Origin of the sequence: Exiguobacterium chiriqhucha RW-2 (assembly GCF_000416965.1) — a bacterium.
Classification (GTDB): domain Bacteria; phylum Bacillota; class Bacilli; order Exiguobacteriales; family Exiguobacteriaceae; genus Exiguobacterium; species Exiguobacterium chiriqhucha.
In genome coordinates this window covers 918,288-936,193 of the sequence record NZ_ATCL01000020.1, presented here as the reverse complement: position 1 = coordinate 936,193, position 17,906 = coordinate 918,288, and the positions used below count along the sequence as shown (strand labels likewise).

The 17,906-nt window shown below is 53.8% G+C and carries 21 protein-coding genes; 17 read left to right on the top strand and 4 right to left on the bottom strand.

The annotated features are described in order from the left end of the window. Positions 1-16 precede the first annotated feature (16 nt). Positions 17-391: a rhodanese-like domain-containing protein gene (locus M467_RS28935; RefSeq protein ID WP_081637957.1), complete on the bottom strand. Its 375-nt coding sequence runs from the start codon at positions 389-391 to the stop codon at positions 17-19. A 170-nt stretch (positions 392-561) separates the two neighbouring features. On the opposite strand from M467_RS28935, the gene mntR reads away from it, so the two are divergent. Beyond that, positions 562-990 (top strand): transcriptional regulator MntR, encoded by a 429-nt coding sequence (mntR, locus tag M467_RS28930; RefSeq protein WP_021067712.1) that lies wholly within the window; start codon positions 562-564, stop codon positions 988-990. Positions 991-1,168: 178 nt separating this feature from the next. Beyond that, positions 1,169-1,696, top strand: a complete 528-nt coding sequence (gene hpt / locus M467_RS28925) for a hypoxanthine phosphoribosyltransferase (protein ID WP_021067711.1) — start codon at positions 1,169-1,171, stop codon at positions 1,694-1,696. A 35-nt stretch (positions 1,697-1,731) separates the two neighbouring features. Here the strand turns inward: hpt and M467_RS28920 are convergent, their stop codons facing one another. Together M467_RS28920 and M467_RS28915 are read right to left on the bottom strand one after the other, a co-directional pair. Next, positions 1,732-2,145 carry an SA1362 family protein gene (locus M467_RS28920; protein ID WP_021067710.1) on the bottom strand — a complete coding sequence of 138 codons (414 nt, stop codon included), beginning with the start codon at positions 2,143-2,145 and terminating at the stop codon, positions 1,732-1,734. 16 nt (positions 2,146-2,161) lie between these two features. Beyond that, on the bottom strand, positions 2,162-3,106 hold the full coding sequence (locus tag M467_RS28915; protein WP_029595268.1) for a DUF1385 domain-containing protein: 945 nt from the start codon (positions 3,104-3,106) through the stop codon (positions 2,162-2,164). 142 nt (positions 3,107-3,248) lie between these two features. Here M467_RS28915 and aroQ point away from each other — a divergent pair, with 142 nt between their 5' ends. The 15 genes from aroQ to spo0A all read left to right on the top strand — a co-directional run bounded on the left by aroQ (position 3,249) and on the right by spo0A (position 16,979). Further along, entirely contained in the window at positions 3,249-3,686 is a 438-nt protein-coding gene (gene aroQ, locus M467_RS28910) for a type II 3-dehydroquinate dehydratase (protein WP_021067708.1), read from the top strand. Next, positions 3,682-4,749 (top strand): M24 family metallopeptidase, encoded by a 1,068-nt coding sequence (locus M467_RS28905; RefSeq protein ID WP_031200299.1) that lies wholly within the window; start codon positions 3,682-3,684, stop codon positions 4,747-4,749. Before aroQ ends, M467_RS28905 begins: the two co-directional genes overlap by 5 nt. Before the next feature lie 29 nt (positions 4,750-4,778). Further along, positions 4,779-5,345, top strand: coding sequence for an elongation factor P (efp, locus tag M467_RS28900; protein WP_021067706.1), 567 nt, complete (start codon positions 4,779-4,781; stop codon positions 5,343-5,345). A gap of 112 nt (positions 5,346-5,457) precedes the next feature. Continuing rightward, complete coding sequence (gene accB, locus M467_RS28895; protein WP_021067705.1) at positions 5,458-5,913, top strand: acetyl-CoA carboxylase biotin carboxyl carrier protein; 456 nt, start codon at positions 5,458-5,460, stop codon at positions 5,911-5,913. 7 nt (positions 5,914-5,920) lie between these two features. Continuing rightward, on the top strand, positions 5,921-7,264 hold the full coding sequence (gene accC / locus M467_RS28890) for an acetyl-CoA carboxylase biotin carboxylase subunit (RefSeq protein WP_021067704.1): 1,344 nt from the start codon (positions 5,921-5,923) through the stop codon (positions 7,262-7,264). Between the two features lie 112 nt (positions 7,265-7,376). Then, complete coding sequence (gene nusB, locus M467_RS28885) at positions 7,377-7,760, top strand: transcription antitermination factor NusB (RefSeq protein ID WP_021067703.1); 384 nt, start codon at positions 7,377-7,379, stop codon at positions 7,758-7,760. Positions 7,761-7,848: 88 nt separating this feature from the next. After that, positions 7,849-8,685, top strand: coding sequence for a bifunctional methylenetetrahydrofolate dehydrogenase/methenyltetrahydrofolate cyclohydrolase FolD (gene folD, locus M467_RS28880; RefSeq protein WP_021067702.1), 837 nt, complete (start codon positions 7,849-7,851; stop codon positions 8,683-8,685). Further along, on the top strand, positions 8,678-10,027 hold the full coding sequence (gene xseA / locus M467_RS28875; RefSeq protein ID WP_021067701.1) for an exodeoxyribonuclease VII large subunit: 1,350 nt from the start codon (positions 8,678-8,680) through the stop codon (positions 10,025-10,027). The genes folD and xseA overlap by 8 nt, the downstream gene beginning before the upstream one ends. After that, positions 9,996-10,226, top strand: a complete 231-nt coding sequence (gene xseB, locus M467_RS28870) for an exodeoxyribonuclease VII small subunit (RefSeq protein ID WP_021067700.1) — start codon at positions 9,996-9,998, stop codon at positions 10,224-10,226. Before xseA ends, xseB begins: the two co-directional genes overlap by 32 nt. Continuing rightward, positions 10,223-11,101, top strand: a complete 879-nt coding sequence (locus M467_RS28865; RefSeq protein WP_021067699.1) for a polyprenyl synthetase family protein — start codon at positions 10,223-10,225, stop codon at positions 11,099-11,101. Before xseB ends, M467_RS28865 begins: the two co-directional genes overlap by 4 nt. Before the next feature lie 123 nt (positions 11,102-11,224). Beyond that, positions 11,225-13,117, top strand: coding sequence for a 1-deoxy-D-xylulose-5-phosphate synthase (dxs, locus tag M467_RS28860; RefSeq protein ID WP_029595274.1), 1,893 nt, complete (start codon positions 11,225-11,227; stop codon positions 13,115-13,117). A 6-nt stretch (positions 13,118-13,123) separates the two neighbouring features. Continuing rightward, positions 13,124-13,945 carry a TlyA family RNA methyltransferase gene (locus M467_RS28855; RefSeq protein WP_029595275.1) on the top strand — a complete coding sequence of 274 codons (822 nt, stop codon included), beginning with the start codon at positions 13,124-13,126 and terminating at the stop codon, positions 13,943-13,945. Positions 13,946-14,086: 141 nt separating this feature from the next. Next, positions 14,087-14,536, top strand: coding sequence for a transcriptional regulator AhrC/ArgR (gene ahrC / locus M467_RS28850; RefSeq protein ID WP_021067696.1), 450 nt, complete (start codon positions 14,087-14,089; stop codon positions 14,534-14,536). Between the two features lie 13 nt (positions 14,537-14,549). Then, entirely contained in the window at positions 14,550-16,247 is a 1,698-nt protein-coding gene (gene recN / locus M467_RS28845; RefSeq protein ID WP_021067695.1) for a DNA repair protein RecN, read from the top strand. Continuing rightward, entirely contained in the window at positions 16,248-16,979 is a 732-nt protein-coding gene (spo0A, locus tag M467_RS28840) for a sporulation transcription factor Spo0A (RefSeq protein WP_021067694.1), read from the top strand. Positions 16,980-17,594: 615 nt separating this feature from the next. On the opposite strand, the gene M467_RS28835 is transcribed toward spo0A, so the two are convergent. Continuing rightward, positions 17,595-17,843: a DUF2627 family protein gene (locus tag M467_RS28835; protein ID WP_021067693.1), complete on the bottom strand. Its 249-nt coding sequence runs from the start codon at positions 17,841-17,843 to the stop codon at positions 17,595-17,597. Between the last annotated feature and the right edge of the window lie 63 nt (positions 17,844-17,906).

The window sequence follows — 17,906 nt, the reverse complement described above, 5'->3', positions numbered from 1 at the left end:
GGACGTAGTGAACGGGTCAGTCTTTTTTGACTTTCCCTTTCCAGTTTTTGAAGCCGCCGTCGAGCATGTAGATGTCCGTATAACCATTTTTCATGAGCAGCTTGGCCGCTTGGTTCGTACGTGACTTGCCTTGGCAATACATGAGGATCGGTTGATCTTTGCGAAGTTCTTTCATGCGCAGTTTCATTTGTCCGACCGGGATGTTACGGGCGCCGACGATGTGGCCACCCTTATACTCGTTCGGTTCACGGACGTCGATCAATTGACCTTTACGGAGCGATGCACGGAACTCTTCTTGCTTCATTTTCTTCAAACCGCGAGCCGGCAAGAAACGCCAGACGATGTATGCGATGAGCGCAGCCCATAGGATGATGACGAGGATAGTTTCGATTCCCATTGATGTTCTCCCTTTCTCTATTAAGTTTCACCAACATCCATTATAAAGAATTTAAGGTCATGAGACAATGATTGACTGATGGATTTCCCCGTTCTGCTTTCGGTTTCTAAATGGTTGCGTTAAAATAGAGATTGCAGAACGGAACATAAGGGGAGGCTATGCCCATGCCGACACCGAGTATGGAAGATTACTTAGAACGAATTTATTTGCTGATGGTGGAGAAAGGATACGCTCGCGTATCCGATATCGCCGAACATTTAGGGGTGCATCCCTCCTCTGTCACGAAAATGGTGCAAAAGCTCGACCGGGAAGACTATTTGATTTATGAGAAATATAGAGGTCTCATGCTGACGAACAAAGGCCAGAAAATCGGGAAACGGCTTGTCGAACGGCATGCGATGCTCGAGTCATTTCTACGCTTGATTGGCGTCGACGAAGCTCACGTCTATGAGGATGTCGAAGGGATTGAACACCACTTAAGCTCAAATACGCTCGACTGTATGACCCAATTCGTCGAATTTTTCGAAGACAAACCGGAACTGATGGCACAGTTTCGTGCATTTCAAGAGGTGAACCGCTCTGAAGACGAGTGAATGTAAACGACCGCGACCGATGAATCGAATCGGAAGCGGTCGTTTTTACATAAATCTAACCTAAAACCGAACGATGACTTCATATTTTTTAAGTAAAGTCTATTTTTAAGCCGTTTTTATGATAGAATGGGTGCTGGTAAGAAAGATAAGGGGGTGACGGCGAACAATCGCCGACATTATGAATATTCAAATCAAAGGGAAACTGTTTGACGAAGCGCAGATTAAACAACGTGTGGCGGAACTCGCCCAACAAATCGAACGCGATGCGGCAGGGACACCAATCGTGCTCGTGGCCGTCTTGAAAGGGTCGCTCGTCTTCGCAGCCGACTTGATGCGCGAGATGACGGGCAGTGTCCAACTCGACACGGTCGCGACGTCGTCATACGGGAAGAAATCGGTCTCGAGTGGGAACGTCCAACTCCGTAAAGATTTAGATCTCGATGTCGAAGGAAAGTACGTCGTCATCATCGAGGACATCATCGATACGGGACAGACGCTCAAATTTTTATGCCAGCACATGACGTTACATCAACCGGGAGAATTGAAGATTTGTACACTTCTCGATAAACCGGCCCGCCGGCTCGTCACGTTGGATGCGGACTATGTCGGTTTCGAGATTCCAGATGAATTCGTCATCGGGTATGGCATCGATTATGCCGAACAGTACCGCAATCTGCCGTACATCGGCTTCGTCGAGACAGAATGAAAAACGAACCAGGCCGGATATGGCCTGGTTCGTTTTCACATATTGGCTTTCTTTTTCTTCTTGCCTTTCTTGCCTTCGATGACGGTCAAGTGAGGGGCGTCACTGCGATGGGCCGAGCGGGTCGGACGCTTCGACAGTTTCGTCACGTTCGAACTGGGCTTCACTTTCTTCTTGGCCGCAGTGGACGGCTTGACTTTCGGATTCGCACCTGGGCGTTGCATCCGTTTTTTCGAGGCTTGAGCGGTCTTCCGGTAACGCATATCCTCAGCCGAGATTTTCGGCGCCATGAACACTCGATAAATCACATAGAAAATCAACCCGAAAATCCCGATGAAGAGCAACTGTCTGAACAATCGACCAGGGTCGGTCGCGAGCATATGTCCGACACCGATGAAGCCTAAGATGAACACGATCGTGGCTGCGGTCGAGCCGATTCTTTGTCTGATCATGGTGCTTTCCTCCTCTTTATCCCTCTCTTTGCACGGCCGGTTGACCTAGTTCTGAACGTTCCCATGTCTCGAACGCCTCGATGGCGACACGGATTTGTTCGTCATTCGGTTCGCGCGTCGTCAACAATTGTAAAGACAACCCAGGCTTGCCGAGAACGGACAAGAAGCGATGTTCACGGAAGCGGTTTGTGAATTGGAGCACCTCGAATGAGATGCCGATGACCACTGGCAACAAAGCGATGCGGCTGACGAGTCGGACCCAGAGGGGGTCGATCGGGACGATCATGTAAACGCCGATGCCGACGAAAACGGTGAATAGGATGAAACTCGATCCACAGCGATAGTGGAGGCGTGAGCTTGCCCGAACGTTATCGACGGTAATCGGTCGTCCGGACTCATAACAGTTGATCACCTTGTGCTCGGCCCCGTGATATTGGAACACGCGCCGGATGAGTGGCGTCAAGGAAATCAAATAAAGGTAACTGAGCAACAATACTAATTTTATTCCCCCTTCGAGGAGGTTTTGAATCACATGACCGGACAATGCGGGCACGCTTTGGAACATGGCGGCGAGAAGGGCCGGGGTGACGTTGAAAATCAGCTTCCCGAACACGTATGAGATGACGCCGACGATGGCGATCATGACGACCATCAAGATGTTCTGTTTTTTCTCTTCTGGTTTCGTTGCCTCGTCCTCACTCGGGTCGACGTCATAACGATCGCTTGCGAACGTCATATGGGCCGAACCATTTTTGAGTGATTCGTATAGCGCGACCACACCACGCAGGAATGGGATTTTTTTTAACGATTGGACCCACGGGACGAGAATGCGGGGCTGCTGGAACGTCTCGATAGACCCGTCTTTCCGTCGAATCGCCGAAGCGCTCTCGGCGCGTCCTTGAAACATGACGCCTTCCACGAGCGCCTGGCCACCGACGGGAATCATTGGTTTAGTTTTCATGTCATTTCCTCGATTCCTACAGTTATATAGTTGAATTATACCGTGATTCACGTAAAAAACGAAACCTCACGAACGTCGATTGTCGCACGAACCGTTAAATTTGTTACAATAGAGGCGACTTGACGAACAGGGGGGAAGACTTGTGCATATACTCGTCTTAAATGGACCGAATTTGAATCTGCTCGGGAAGCGGGAACCGGACGTATACGGGGACGTCTCGTTGAAGGGATTGACGGCGGAGCTATTGCTCGCCGCCCCGGAGGATGTTCAGTTGACGTTCGTCCAATCCAACCATGAAGGCGAACTGATCGACGCGCTCCATGAAGCGTACGATTATGCGGGAGTCATCTTTAATGCGGGGGCGTACACGCATACGTCGATTGCGCTCCGTGATGCCATCGCCGCCATCAAAGCCCCGGTCGTCGAAGTACATATCTCGAACGTGCATGCACGGGAGTCGTTTCGTCATGAGTCGAAACTTGCCGCCGTTTGTCTCGGTGTCATCAGCGGTTTCGGCCTGACGAGCTATACGCTCGCGTTGCAGGCATTGCTCGTACATTGGAGGAATCGACATGATTGAACGGGTCAACAAACTGCAAGGTCAGCTAGAAGCGAACGGCATCGACGGATTGCTCGTGACGAAACGGGAAAACATTCGCTACTTATCTGGTTTCACCGGGTCGAGCGGTGTCCTCGTAATCACGGCGCAGTCGGCGAGCTTCATCACGGATTTCCGCTACACGGAACAAGCCGCTAGCCAAGTAAAAGGCTTCGACATCATCGAGCATAAGACGTCGCTCATCAAGTCGGTGGCGGAAGTCGTGACAGAGCAAGCGGTGAAGCGCCTCGGCATCGAACAAGATGACATGACGGTCGGCCAGTTCCGGACGTATGAAAAAGAAGTCGCAGCCGAGCTCGTCGAGACGTCAGGTATCGTCGAAAAGCTACGCTTGATTAAGGATGAGTCAGAGATTAAGATAATGAAGGAAGCCGCGGCGATTGCGGACGCGGCGTTTGCACACATCCAGACGTTCATCCGTCCAGGGCGGACCGAAAAAGAAGTCGCGAATGAACTGGAAATGTTCATGCGGGCCCAAGGTGCGGACTCATCTTCGTTCGATATGATCGTTGCGTCAGGGCATCGTTCGGCATTGCCGCACGGTGTGGCCAGCGACAAGGTCATCGAGGCGGGAGAACTCGTGACGCTCGATTTCGGTGCCTACTATCAAGGATACTGCTCGGATATCACACGTACGCTCGCTATCGGGGACATCTCGGACGAGTTGCGCACGATTTACGATACGGTGCTCCGGGCTCAACTCGCAGGTGTCGAGGGCACGAAAGCTGGCATCACGGGAATCGAGGCGGACGCATTGACGCGTGACGTGATTAAAGACGCGGGCTACGGTGAGTACTTCGGACATTCGACAGGCCACGGTCTCGGCATGGAAGTGCATGAGGCACCAGGCTTGTCATTCCGTTCGGAGACGGTGCTCGAGCCGGGGATGGTCGTCACGATTGAACCGGGTATCTATATCGCCGGGATCGGCGGTTGCCGCATCGAGGATGACGTGGTCGTCACGGAGACGGGCAACATCCGTCTCACGCAGTCGCCAAAAGAGTTAATTACGATTGAGGCTTGAGTCTCAGCTCATTTTAGGAGGAAATCAACATGGTATCAGTAAACGATTTAAAAACAGGCTTAACGGTCAAGACGTCTGACGGTTCGATTTGGCAAGTCATCGAATTCCAACACGTCAAGCCAGGTAAAGGCGCGGCCTTCGTCCGCACGAAAATGCGTAACTTACGCACAGGCGCGATTCAAGAGACGACGTTCCGTGGTGGCGAGCGCATCGAACGTGCGCACATCGAACGGAAACGCATGCAGTACCTCTATCCGATGGGCGATACGTACGTGTTCATGGACACAGAGTCGTATGAACAGCTCGAATTGACGGGCGAGCAAGTGAAAGCGGCGCTCCCGTACATGCTCGAGAACATGGAAGTAAGTATCGCTGACTACGACGGTGAGATTCTCGGAATCGAGCTTCCGACGACGGTCGTCTTAACGATTGTCGAAGCTGATCCAGGCGTCAAAGGCGACACGGCATCGAACGTGAAGAAAAACGCGACGGTCGAAACGGGCCACATCATTCAAGTGCCGCTCTTCATCGAGCCAGGCGAAAAAGTAACGGTCGACACGCGCACAGGCGAGTTCACGGGCCGCTATAACGGGTAAACCAAGGGTGTCCATTCTTCGGAATGGGCCCTTTTTTTGTCGTTGCATTCACTGGTCTGACCAGTTATAGTAGAGTAGAGATTAGTACCAGGTATAAACAGGGGGTTATTTCATGCAAATCGAACACATTAAAGAGCTGATCACATTACTCGATCAGACGTCCGTTCACGAGATGGAACTCGAGACGCCGGAGTTTAAACTTTCATTGAAAAAGGAAGCGGCCCCACAATTCGCCGCTACTCATACACCGATCGTGCACGCGGCCCCGGTCGCAGCACCTGCGCCAGTCGTCGAGACAGAACAAGAAGCGGCACCAACACCTGCGCCGAGCAATTTGCGCACGATCACGTCACCGATGGTCGGGACGTTCTATTCGCGTCCGGCACCGGACAAAGACGCTTACGTTCAAGTCGGCGACCGCGTCGAAGCCGGACAGGTCGTCTGTATTTTAGAAGCGATGAAACTGTTCAATGATGTCGAGACGGAAATCAGCGGGGAGATCGTCGAGATCCTCGTCGCAGATGGCGATTTAGTCGAATACGGCCAAGCGCTCTTCAGCGTGAAGTGAGGTATGTATGAAACTACTCATTGCTAACCGTGGAGAGATTGCGGTCCGCATCATCCGGGCCGCGAAAGAGTTGAATATCCCGACGGTCGCTGTCTTCTCGGAAGCGGACCGCGAGGCGCTGCACGTCCGTCTTGCCGATGAGGCATACTGCATCGGACCGAACCCGTCGAAAGACTCATATTTGAATATCCCGAACATCTTGTCGGTCGCGTGCGCGGTCGATGCGACGATGATTCATCCAGGTTATGGTTTCTTGGCCGAGAACGCCGAGTTCGCCGAAATGAGTGAGGCGTGCGGCATCCAGTTCGTCGGACCGAGTAGCTATGCGATTCGGAAGATGGGCATCAAGGACGAGGCGAAACGAACGATGATCGAATCGGGCGTTCCGGTCGTCCCGGGGTCGAGTGGTGTCGTCACCGACGAGGAAGCGATCGAACTCGCCCGCGAGATTGGATATCCGGTCATCATCAAGGCGACGGCCGGAGGCGGAGGACGTGGAATCCGTGTCGCCTTCGACGAGTCTGAGCTCGTGAAAGGGCTCACCGACACACGTAAAGAAGCGAAGCAGGCGTTCGGCAACGGCGACGTCTATTTGGAGAAATACATTGAGTCGTTCCGCCACGTCGAGGTGCAAGTGCTCGCCGATCAATACGGCAACGTCATCCACCTCGGGGAGCGGGACTGTACGATTCAGCGCCGGATGCAGAAGTTGGTCGAGGAAGCGCCGTCTCCGGCAATCGATGAGACGACCCGTCAAGCGATGGGCGACGCAGCCGTGAAAGCGGCCAAAGCGATTCAGTATTCGGGTGCGGGTACAATCGAGTTCATTTACGTACCGGAAGTGAACGAGTTTTACTTCATGGAGATGAACACGCGAATCCAAGTCGAACACCCGGTCACCGAAATGATCACCGGCTTCGACCTCGTCCAAGCACAACTCGAAGTCGCGCTTGGACATCCGCTTGCCATCAGCCAGGCGGACATCAAATTTAGTGGTCACTCGATCGAATGTCGCATCAATGCGGAAGATCCGTTTGCAGATTTCCGTCCGATGGCCGGGAAAATCGATCAGTATATCGTTCCTGGCGGCATGGGCGTCCGGGTCGACAGCGGTCTCTATGCCGGTGCCGTCATCCCGCCGTTCTATGATTCGATGGTGGCGAAGCTAATCGTCCATGCCCCGACGCGGGAAGAGGCGATCGCGAAGATGCTTCGCGCCCTCGACGAGTTCACCGTATCGGGCATCCACACGACGATCCCGTTCCATCAACAAGTCATGGCCCATGAACGTTTTCGAACAGGGGCGTTCGACACGAAATTTGTCGAAAAAGAAATGACGCTCACGAAATGACCTTGACCAGGAAGCCCGAACATTATTTGGGCTTCCTGGTTTTTTGTACTGAATTTATGGAGGCTTTATGCTAAACTATCACAATGAAAGCATGCAAAAGGAGAGTATCTGAATGAAACGTCATGAAGCACGGGAAAAAGCGATTCAAACGCTTTTTCAAATCGAAGTATCAAAACTTGAGGTAGACGAGGCCATCGAATTTGCCCTCGATGGCATGGAGTCGGATCCATTCTACGAACAACTCGTCGTTGAGACGTTAGAAAAGAAAGATGAGATTGACGAATTGCTCATCGAAAACTTGAAAAACTGGAGACTCGATCGTCTTGGAAATGTCGAGCGGACGATTCTTCGCATGGCGACGTACGAGTTACTCTACGTCGAGACGATTCCGGACAAAGTGACGATCAACGAGGCGGTCGAACTCGCCAAATCATTCGCCGATGAAGAAGCGGCCAAGCTCGTCAACGGCGTGCTCGGTAACATCATCAAAGCGTAAGCGAAGACAAGCATTACGGTCTGTTAAACAAATAGAGAAGACACCACACCAACTACAGAGAAACCTAAGACAACGGGGGATGAGAGAGATGGCAGTAGTGATCGACGGGAAACAAATCGCAGCATCATATCGGGAGACGTTAAAGGAACGGGTCAGTGCGCTGCGCGCACGCGGCATCGTACCGAAACTGAAAGTCATTTTAATCGGGGATGATCCGGCGAGCCACAGCTACGTCCGGGGGAAAGAACGGGCAGCGGCTGACATCGGCATCGATTCGCAAGTGATTCGCTTCGATGACACGATTTCAGAACGTGAAGTGCTCGAACTGATTGATTCGATGAACGCGGACGACGAGTTGCACGGTATTCTCGTGCAGTTGCCGTTGCCGAAGCATATCGATGAGAATCGCGTCATTATGCGCATCTCACCGGACAAAGACGTGGATGGGTTCCATCCGACGAATGTCGGAAAGATGATGCTCGGTCTCGAGACGCTATTGCCATGTACACCGCACGGGATTCTGCACCTCGTCAAGACGCAGACCGACTTGGTCGGCAAGCACGTCGTCGTCGTCGGTCGCAGCCAAATCGTCGGGAAACCGGTCGGGATGCTGTTCTTGAACGAATCCGCGACCGTGACCTACTGCCATTCGAAGACGAATGATCTCGGGGCGATGACACGGCAGGCCGATATTTTGATTGTCGCCGTCGGTCGGGCCGGTCTCGTCACAGCTGACATGGTCAAACCTGGGGCGATCGTCATCGATGTCGGTGTCAACCGCGTCGACAGTCGTCTCGTCGGGGACGTCGACTTTGCAGGTGTCCGTGATGTCGCGAGCGCCATCACCCCTGTTCCGGGTGGTGTCGGCCCGATGACGATTACGATGCTCATGCACAACACGGTCGAGGTCGCCTCTCGTGGCTAATCCGATTCAAGTTTCCGAAGTCGTCCGCTACGTGAAGCGACAGCTCGACGATGACCCGATTCTGCAACAACTTGCCGTCATCGGCGAGATTTCGAACTTCAAACGGTACGCCTCCGGGCACTGTTATTTCACCCTCAAAGACGAATCGTCGCGGATGAAGGCGGTCATGTTCTCTCGTGACGCCCGGACGCTCAACTTCGAACCGAAAGACGGGATGAATGTGATCGTCGTCGCCCGCGTGACGATGTACGAGTCGACAGGCGACATCCAGCTGTACGTCGAACTGATGCGACAGGACGGCATCGGGATCTTGTTCGAACGGTATGAGGCACGAAAACGTGAACTCGAGGCGAAGGGATGGTTCGCAGCGGAACGGAAACGTCCGCTGCCGGCCTTCCCGGAGCGAATCGGGATAATCACTTCGCCGAAAGGCGCGGCCCTCCACGATATCGCCACGACACTCAGACGACGTGCGCCGCACGTGGCCATCACGTTCGCGCCCGTCGCCGTCCAGGGCGATCAATCCGCCCCGCAAGTGGCGAGCGCGATTCGGTGGATGAACGAACGCACCGATTGCGACGTGTTAATCGTCGGCCGAGGTGGCGGATCGATTGAAGAGTTATGGGCGTTCAACGAGGACGTCGTCGTCGAAGCGATTCACGAATCTAGGATTCCTGTCATCTCGGCCGTCGGGCACGAGACCGATTTCACGTTGGCTGATTTTGTCGCCGACGTGCGGGCCGCGACACCGACAGCGGCGGCAGAGCTCGCGACAGCGACGATCGAGGCGCAACGAAAAGACGTCGAACGATTGACGGCCCAGTTGACCCGGTCCGTCACGAATCAGATGTCCTCGATTCGGGAACGGCTCGGTCGGGCGACGAACAGTTACGGCTTAAAGTCGCCCCGCTTCACGCTCACACAAAAGCGGGAGCGGTTCGAACAAGCCGAGATTCGGCTCGAACAAGGTGTCACGAAACAAGTGACACATGCCAAACATCGCCTTGCCCAGTCCCGACAACAGCTCGATGTCCGAAAGCTGGCGCAGACGCTTCGTCGCAACGAGGAGACACACCGACAATTCGACGGTCGCCTCAAGCGCATCCGCCCACTCGAACGACCGACGGACCGCTTTGCAGCCCAAGTCGGTCGCTTGAACGCGGTCAGTCCTCTCGCCGTGCTCGCTCGAGGATATACGTTGATTGAGCAGGATGGGACGTACGTGAAAGATGTCAAACAACTACATGACGGCCTGGTGACAATCCGGTTTCGGGATGGCCAAGCCGTTGCGGAAGTGAAGGAGAGACATGATGGCGAAACAACAAGCAGAACAGACGTTTGAAGCGGCACTCGCCCGCCTCGAGGAAATCGTGACGCAACTCGAGACAGGAGAAGTCGCCCTTGAAGAAGCGATGACCCTCTATGAGGAAGGTGTCCGCTTGTCGGCACTCTGTCAGGCCAAACTGATGGCCGCGGAACAGAAGATGGACGAGATTCTCGAACTCGACGGGACGCTCCGTGAAAAGGGTGGCACCGTATGAGCGCGCAAGCCTATCTTCAAGAGTGGAAACAGGAAGTCGAGACGGCGACACGCCGTCTCATTGACGCGTCGTCGATGCCGGACCGTTTGTTCCAATCGATGACGTACTCACTCGAGGCAGGGGGAAAACGGATTCGTCCGGCTCTCCTTTATGCCGTCCTCGATACATACGGACGTCCGCGGGCGCTCGGTCATGAAGCGGCCGTCGCTCTCGAGATGGTCCACACGTACTCCCTCATCCACGACGACCTTCCGGCGATGGATGATGACGACGTAAGGCGTGGGCGTCCAACGAATCACCGTCAGTTCGATGAGGCGACCGCGATTCTCGCAGGCGACGCCCTATTGACGGACGCGTTTCGGATTCTGGCCCATGCGGAGCTCGAACCAGTGAAGAGCGTCGCGCTCATCGCCCGCTTCAGTGAAGCGGCCGGTAGCGCCGGCATGGTCGGTGGTCAGCTCGATGACATGCTCGCCGAAAAACGCGCCGGCGTGTCGCTGTCGACCTTGCAATCGATTCATGAGCGAAAGACGGGGGCACTGCTCGTATATGCCCTCGAAGCAGGCGCGATTTTGGCGGACACCCCATTGGCGGACCGACAGGCGCTCGTTCGCTTCGGGAAACATCTCGGTGTCGCCTTCCAAATCCAAGACGATATTTTAGACGTCGAAGGAGACGAGGCGCTCATCGGGAAGCGGGTCGGTTCGGACGAAGGCAACGATAAAGCGACGTATCCGAAACTGCTCGGGCTCGATGGGGCGAAGCAAGCGCTCGAACGGGAAGTCACGGAAAGTGAGGCCGCATTGGCCGAACTATCGGTCGAGGCCCCCCGTTTACGAGAGCTTCTCGACTTCGTCGTGCAGCGCAATCATTAATCTCGGTGACACGATGAGCACATCGTGTCACCTTTGTTTTTGTGAATGTATAGCATCTATGGACACATTCTTGTAAAATGTAAGGTACGAATCAGTAATAAGACAGGAGAAAGGATGGTCATCATGGACTTGACATCCATTCAAGACCCGTCATTCTTAAAAAAGATGTCGGTACCCGAGTTAGAAGCACTCGGAGCGGACATCAGACGGTTTTTGATTGAAAAATTGGCTGAAACGGGAGGGCACTTGGGACCAAACCTAGGGGTTGTCGAATTGACGCTTGCCTTGCACCGTGTATTTGACAGTCCGAAAGACCAACTCGTATGGGATGTGGGGCATCAAGCCTACGTCCACAAAATCTTGACAGGACGAACGAGTCAGTTCGACACGCTCCGTCAATACAACGGCTTATGCGGGTTCCCGAAGCGTTGTGAGAGTGATCATGACGTCTGGGAGACGGGGCACAGCTCGACGTCCTTATCGGCCGCGATGGGAATCGCCATCGCGAACGAATTGAAAGGGCGCGCGAACGACCGGGCCATCGCCATCATCGGGGACGGGGCGCTCACAGGGGGAATGGCGCTCGAAGCACTCAACCATATCGGCGCCGAGAAACAAAACGTCATCGTCATCTTGAACGACAATGAGATGTCAATCGCCCCGAACGTCGGTGCCTTGCACAATATGCTCGGTCGGATGCGCTCGTCTCGTAAACTGAAACACGCCCGTGAGGAAGTCGAAACGCTCATCAAACATATCCCGATCGTCGGCAACTCGCTCGAACGGAGCGGGGAACGTGTGAAGGATATGTTGAAATCAGCGCTCATCCCGGGGACGTTCTTCGAAGAGCTCGGATTCACGTACTTCGGACCGACAGACGGTCACGATTTACGCGACCTGCTTGAGACGCTCGAATATGCCAAGAAAATCGATGGACCGGTCATCGTCCACGTCATCACGAAAAAAGGCAAGGGCTATCGCCCGGCCGAACTCGATGGTGTCGGCACGTGGCACGGCCTCGGACCGTATAAAATCGAGTCGGGAGAAGTCATCAAAGGCAAGGTCAAAGGACCGAGCTATTCGAAGGTCGTCGCTGAGACGATCACGAAAGTTGCCGAGACGGACGAGCGCGTGACACTCATCACACCCGCGATGAGCGTCGGCTCGAAACTCGATTGCTTCAACAAGCAATTCCCGGAGCGGATGTTTGACGTCGGCATCGCCGAACAGCATGCGGTCACATTGGCCGGAGGACAGGCGACACAAGGCTTGAAGCCGGTCGTCTCGATTTATTCGACGTTCTTCCAACGCGCCTATGATCAGCTCGTGCACGACATTTGCCGTCAAAACTTGAACGTCGTCTTCACAATCGATCGTTCTGGTCTCGTCGGAGCGGACGGGGAGACGCACCAAGGGGTATTCGATATCGCCTTTATGCGTCATGTCCCGAATATTCGCATCTTGATGGCGAAAGACGAGGAAGAGTTGCAACATCTTGTCTATTCAGCGCTGAAGTATGATGATGGTCCAATTGCCGTCCGCTTCCCGCGTGGTGAAGGAATCGGCACACCGATGAGCGAGACGCTCCGCGAATTGCCGCTCGACGTCTGGGAGACGGTTGCAGACGGGACGGACGTCGCCATCTTGACGTTCGGTCCACAAGTGCAAGACGCGCTCGAAGTACGCGCACTGCTTGAAGGACAAGTGAGCGTCCGCGTCATCAACGCTCGGACGATTAAACCGCTCGACGATGTTATGCTCTCTGCTTTATATGCGGAAGGCATCCCGATCGTCACGTTAGAGGAAGCGGCGCTCGCCGGTGGCTTCGGCAGCAGCGTGCTCGAACATGCGAGCGATGCTGGGCAGTTCCCGCGTGTGCTCCGACTCGGCATTCCGGACCGCTATATCGAACACGGCGGCGTCAATCAGCTACTCGAAGAAATCGGGCTCCGTCCGACGCAAATCGCTGACTCGGTTCAGCAGTTCGTTCAAGTGACAAATCGACAGAATGTGTGAGGAACTATGGAAAAACGAAAGAAAACTAGATTAGATGTGCTCCTCGTCGACCGCGGCTTAGCGGAGACGAGAGAGAAGGCGAAGCGGTCTGTCATGGCCGGGCTCGTCTATAGCGGGACCGAACGGCTCGACAAGGCGGGCGACAAAGTGTTCGACGACATTCCGCTCGAAGTGAAAGGCCAAGTGTTGCCATACGTCGGACGGGGCGGACTGAAGCTGGAAAAAGCGCTCCAAGTCTTCCCGTTCGATGTGGCTGGTAACATCGGCATCGATATCGGCTCATCGACAGGCGGTTTCACCGATTGTGCGCTCCAAAACGGGGCCACGCAAATGTATGCCGTCGACGTCGGCTATAACCAGTTGGCGTGGAAACTTCGGAGCGATGACCGTGTCGTCGTCATGGAGCGGATGAACTTCCGCCATGCGACCGCTGACCAGTTCCCGGTGACGCCGGATTTCGCGACGATCGATGTCTCGTTCATCTCACTTCGGCTCATGATTCCGCCGTTGAAGACGATCTTGAAGCCTAACGGCATCGTCATGGCGCTCGTCAAACCGCAATTTGAGGCCGGGAAGGCCGATGTCGGCAAAAAAGGCATCGTCCGGGACCGCGCCATCCATGAACGGGTCGTCGACGACATGGTCCGTTACTTCGCCTCGGAAGGATTCGAAGTCGCGGGACTCGACTTTTCACCGATCACCGGTGGGGATGGGAATATCGAATTCTTATTGTTCGCCCGTTTCACCGGTGTCGGCAGTGTCGACCCAGCCATCGACGTGGACGCGGTCATCGACGCCGCGCACGCGCAATTAAAGAAGAACGCTTGAGCTGCAGACGTTTCGTCTGCAGCTTTTTCATGCGCGAATGCGACCGACTGGGGAAATCATCCTGTGAATGCTAGACCTTTTTTCGACAATACTTTAGAATGATACTGAGTATGTGAAACATAAAATGAGGTGTCAGCGAGTATGAATAAAGGACAGCGCTTGATTAAGATTCGAGAAATCGTGACAAACCGTGAAATCGAGACGCAAGACGAGCTCGTCGACGAGCTGCATCGCTCTGGATATCCAGTGACCCAGGCAACAGTGTCAAGGGACATCAAAGAGCTCCATCTCGTGAAAGTACCGCTCAACGACGGGCGCTATAAGTATAGCCTTCCGGCCGATCAACGCTTCAACCCGTACGGCAAGATGAAACGGATCCTCGGCGACAGTTTCGTCTCGGTCGACTCGGCCCAAAACTTGGTCGTCATGAAAGTATTACCGGGCAATGCGGATGCAATCGGTGTCTTGATTGACCATTTGTCATGGGATGAATTGATCGGGACGGTGTGTGGCGATGATACGATTTTGATGATCGCCCGCGACGAAGACCAGGCAAAGCGAATCATCGAACGACTACTCGGAATGTTATGAGGTGAACTATCGTATGTTAGCAGAACTATCGATCAAACAATTTGCGATCATCGATGAACTGAATATCACGTTCAAACGTGGGATGACCGTATTGACGGGTGAGACCGGAGCCGGGAAATCAATCTTGCTCGATGCGATCGGCCTGCTCGTCGGGGGCCGCGGCTCGAGCGAGTTCGTCCGCTATGGCCAAGACAAGGCGGAGATCGAAGGGCTGTTCAACGTCGAACCAGACCATCCGATCATCGAGGCGGCGACCCAATACGGCATCGAGATTGAAGAAGGGACCGTCATTTTGCGCCGCGACCTACATAGTAGCGGAAAGAGTGTTTGCCGTGTCAACGGCAAGATGATGCCGCTGTCGACGCTTCGCGAGCTCGGACGGCTGCTCGTCGATATTCATGGCCAGCATGAGCACCAGCACTTGATGGATGCCGAATACCATCTCGGCATTTTAGATAGTTTTGCCGAAACCGAGCTCGCCCCGCTCCTCGAACGTTATCGAGAGGCTTACGTCGATTGGAAGAACGTCGCCGACGAGTTGAAACGATTGAGTCAAAGCGAACAAGAACTGGCCCAGCGCATGGACCTGCTCGCGTTCCAGACGAATGAGATTGAGGCGGCCGAACTGAAGGTCGGGGAAGAACAGGCGCTCACCGAGGAACGGAACGAGCTCGCCAACTTCGAGCGGATTCATCAGCACGTCCGGTTATCGTATGAGGCCGTCGCGGATGAGGCGAAAGGTCTCGATCAAATCGGGATCGCCATGCGCGAGATGGAGGAAGCTTCCTCATTGTCGACTTCGCTCGCGCCGATGGCCGAAACGATCTCGAACGCTTATTTCTTGCTCGAGGACGCCAAATTCCAGTTGCGCGATCAGCTCGATTCACTCGAATTTGATCCGATTCGGCTCGATGAAATTGAGACGAGGCTCGCCTTGTTCCAACAGTTGAAACGGAAATACGGGGCCACGATTGACGAGGTCATCACGTATGGGGAAAAAATCGCCGACGAGTTAAAATCGATGACGAATCGGGAAGAACACTTGCAAGAACTATCGGACCGGCTCGCCCAGCTCGAACAAAAAGTGCGTACGACCGGACTGGCGTTATCGGCGGCCCGCAAACAAGCGGCGACCGAGCTCGAGAAAGCGATTCAGCGTGAATTGAAGGAATTGTATATGGAGAAGACCCAGTTCGAAGTCCGGTTCAAAGAAGGGCCGTTCAAGGCAGACGGACTCGACCAAGTCGAGTTCTATATGATGACGAACGTCGGCGAACCGTTCAAGCCGCTCGCCAAAGTCGCTTCAGGCGGAGAACTATCCCGCGTCATGCTCGCGTTGAAGTCGATTTTCTCGCGCACGGTCGGTGTCGCGTCCATCATCTTCGACGAAGTCGACACAGGCGTGTCGGGACGGGTCGCTCAAGCGATGGGCGAGAAGATTTTCCGGTTGTCGGTCGGGTCACAAGTGCTCTGCATCACCCATTTGGCTCAAGTGGCCGCCATGGCGGACCAACACTTGTATATCACGAAGACAGAGACGGATGAGCGCACGAAGACGAACGTCTCGACGCTCGGGCATGCCGAACGGGTCGATGAGCTCGGACGGATGATTGCTGGGGCGCAGATGACGGAATTGACGAAACAACACGTGGAGGAACTGCTCACTATGTCTCTCCAATTAAAACGGAAGTTTATCGAAGGGGTGTCTTAATTGATTACATTATGCATCGCGGACGACAATCGAGAAATCGTCGATTTGTTGACCCGCCAACTCGAGTCCGAAGACGACTTAAAAGTCGTTGGGACCGCCTACGACGGCGAGGCATGCTTAGACGTCGTCAAGACACACCAGCCGGACGTGCTGTTGCTCGACATCATCATGCCTCACTTAGACGGCATCGGCGTCCTCGAACGGTTACAGACGGAATTGGCGCACGCTAAACCAGAAGTGATTATGCTCAGTGCGTTCGGGAAAGATGAAGTCACGAAGCAGGCCGTTCAACTCGGCGCTTCTTACTTTCTGGTCAAGCCGTTCAACATTCAACAATTGATCACGAAAATCCGCGAACTCGCTGCCGGTTCGAGCCGTGAGTTCGAAGCGATGTCGCCGGAAGAACTCGACATCTCGCTCTTGCTGCAACAACTCGGCATCTCGCCGCGCATCAAAGGGTTCAAATATATCCGCCAAGCCGTCGTCTACGTCCGAGAGCGTCAGGAGCTGCTCGGATTGATTACGAAGGAGCTCTATCCGATGATCGCGAAAGAGCATGAGACGACCTCGTCCCGCGTCGAGCGGGCGATGCGCCACGCCATCAAGACGGCGTGGGAGAACGGGATGCGGGACCACGAGATGTTCAACGGTCGCCCCGAGCGCGAGCGCAGTCCGAAAAACTCGGAATTCATCTCGTATTTCGTCACGTATCAATCGTTTAAACAGCAATAATCGATCAGGAGGCCCGCCTCCTGATTTTCTTTTACTTTGTGAAAGAAAGCGCTTGCAAATCATGCGGAACTTGTTATAATAAAGGTGTACCAAGTTACTTGGACGAGCGTCAGATGAACGCTTTCTAACGTGTTCCGGAACGTGTTAGAGCAAGAAATCATCTCGGACCGCTATCCGTCAATAGCTCAGAGGTGGGAACGACATCTCAAATCGTCATCGTCCCGACGAGAGGTCGCGACGTACGCTCATTCGCGAGGCGATTCCGGCATCGAGTTCGAAGCTAGGGACCGTGACCGGGGAAAACGAATCGTTCAGTTGACCAAAAGGAGTGTTGTCAACCGTTGAACAGTTTATGGCAAGCGTTCGACTTCACGATGGATGGTTCGACATGACCCGATGAATAATCGTTAGTAACTCGAATGGGTACGTTTCCGTTCACGCAAGACGGCAGTTACTAATTTCTTTCAAACTTCTTCATTAAGAAGACCATTGGACCCTCATGTCACAAGATTGTAGCAAGTAGGAGAGGAGATCATCCGTAGTGATCACAATTCAATACGAATAAAAAGGTTCCGCACTTGAAATGAAGTCAAGTTAGGGAACCTTTTTTTGTGTTCAAGAATCTATTCGTGGGACTTTGCCTGTTTTCTTGTCACGATTGAAGATATAACCTGCCACGAAACCGATCCCGCCCATCGCAATCAACAGTCCAAACGTTCCTTGTAACATCGAGGCGGCTGCCACCGACTCGATCCAAGAGAACGGGACGCTCGTCTTGAGGAAGAAACTGTCGCGAAGTAACTTGATGCCATAGACACCGAAGAGGCCAGGGATGATTAAGATCAACAGTGCGATGATGCGCATAGGATCTCCTCCTTAACACTCATAAGTTTACCAGAAAACACATAGCTCGACACGGCCTTTTTT

Excerpts from the sequence above, each read along its gene's own strand:
- mntR (WP_021067712.1), top strand. The coding sequence starts at position 562 with ATGCCGACACCGAGTATGGAAGATTACTTAGAACGAATTTATTTGCTG.
- hpt (WP_021067711.1), top strand. The coding sequence starts at position 1,169 with ATGAATATTCAAATCAAAGGGAAACTGTTTGACGAAGCGCAGATTAAA.
- M467_RS28920 (WP_021067710.1), bottom strand. The coding sequence starts at position 2,145 with ATGATCAGACAAAGAATCGGCTCGACCGCAGCCACGATCGTGTTCATC.
- M467_RS28915 (WP_029595268.1), bottom strand. The coding sequence starts at position 3,106 with ATGAAAACTAAACCAATGATTCCCGTCGGTGGCCAGGCGCTCGTGGAA.
- efp (WP_021067706.1), top strand. The coding sequence starts at position 4,779 with ATGGTATCAGTAAACGATTTAAAAACAGGCTTAACGGTCAAGACGTCT.
- accB (WP_021067705.1), top strand. The coding sequence starts at position 5,458 with ATGCAAATCGAACACATTAAAGAGCTGATCACATTACTCGATCAGACG.
- accC (WP_021067704.1), top strand. The coding sequence starts at position 5,921 with ATGAAACTACTCATTGCTAACCGTGGAGAGATTGCGGTCCGCATCATC.
- nusB (WP_021067703.1), top strand. The coding sequence starts at position 7,377 with ATGAAACGTCATGAAGCACGGGAAAAAGCGATTCAAACGCTTTTTCAA.
- folD (WP_021067702.1), top strand. The coding sequence starts at position 7,849 with ATGGCAGTAGTGATCGACGGGAAACAAATCGCAGCATCATATCGGGAG.
- xseB (WP_021067700.1), top strand. The coding sequence starts at position 9,996 with ATGGCGAAACAACAAGCAGAACAGACGTTTGAAGCGGCACTCGCCCGC.
- M467_RS28865 (WP_021067699.1), top strand. The coding sequence starts at position 10,223 with ATGAGCGCGCAAGCCTATCTTCAAGAGTGGAAACAGGAAGTCGAGACG.
- dxs (WP_029595274.1), top strand. The coding sequence starts at position 11,225 with ATGGACTTGACATCCATTCAAGACCCGTCATTCTTAAAAAAGATGTCG.
- M467_RS28855 (WP_029595275.1), top strand. The coding sequence starts at position 13,124 with ATGGAAAAACGAAAGAAAACTAGATTAGATGTGCTCCTCGTCGACCGC.
- ahrC (WP_021067696.1), top strand. The coding sequence starts at position 14,087 with ATGAATAAAGGACAGCGCTTGATTAAGATTCGAGAAATCGTGACAAAC.
- recN (WP_021067695.1), top strand. The coding sequence starts at position 14,550 with ATGTTAGCAGAACTATCGATCAAACAATTTGCGATCATCGATGAACTG.
- M467_RS28835 (WP_021067693.1), bottom strand. The coding sequence starts at position 17,843 with ATGCGCATCATCGCACTGTTGATCTTAATCATCCCTGGCCTCTTCGGT.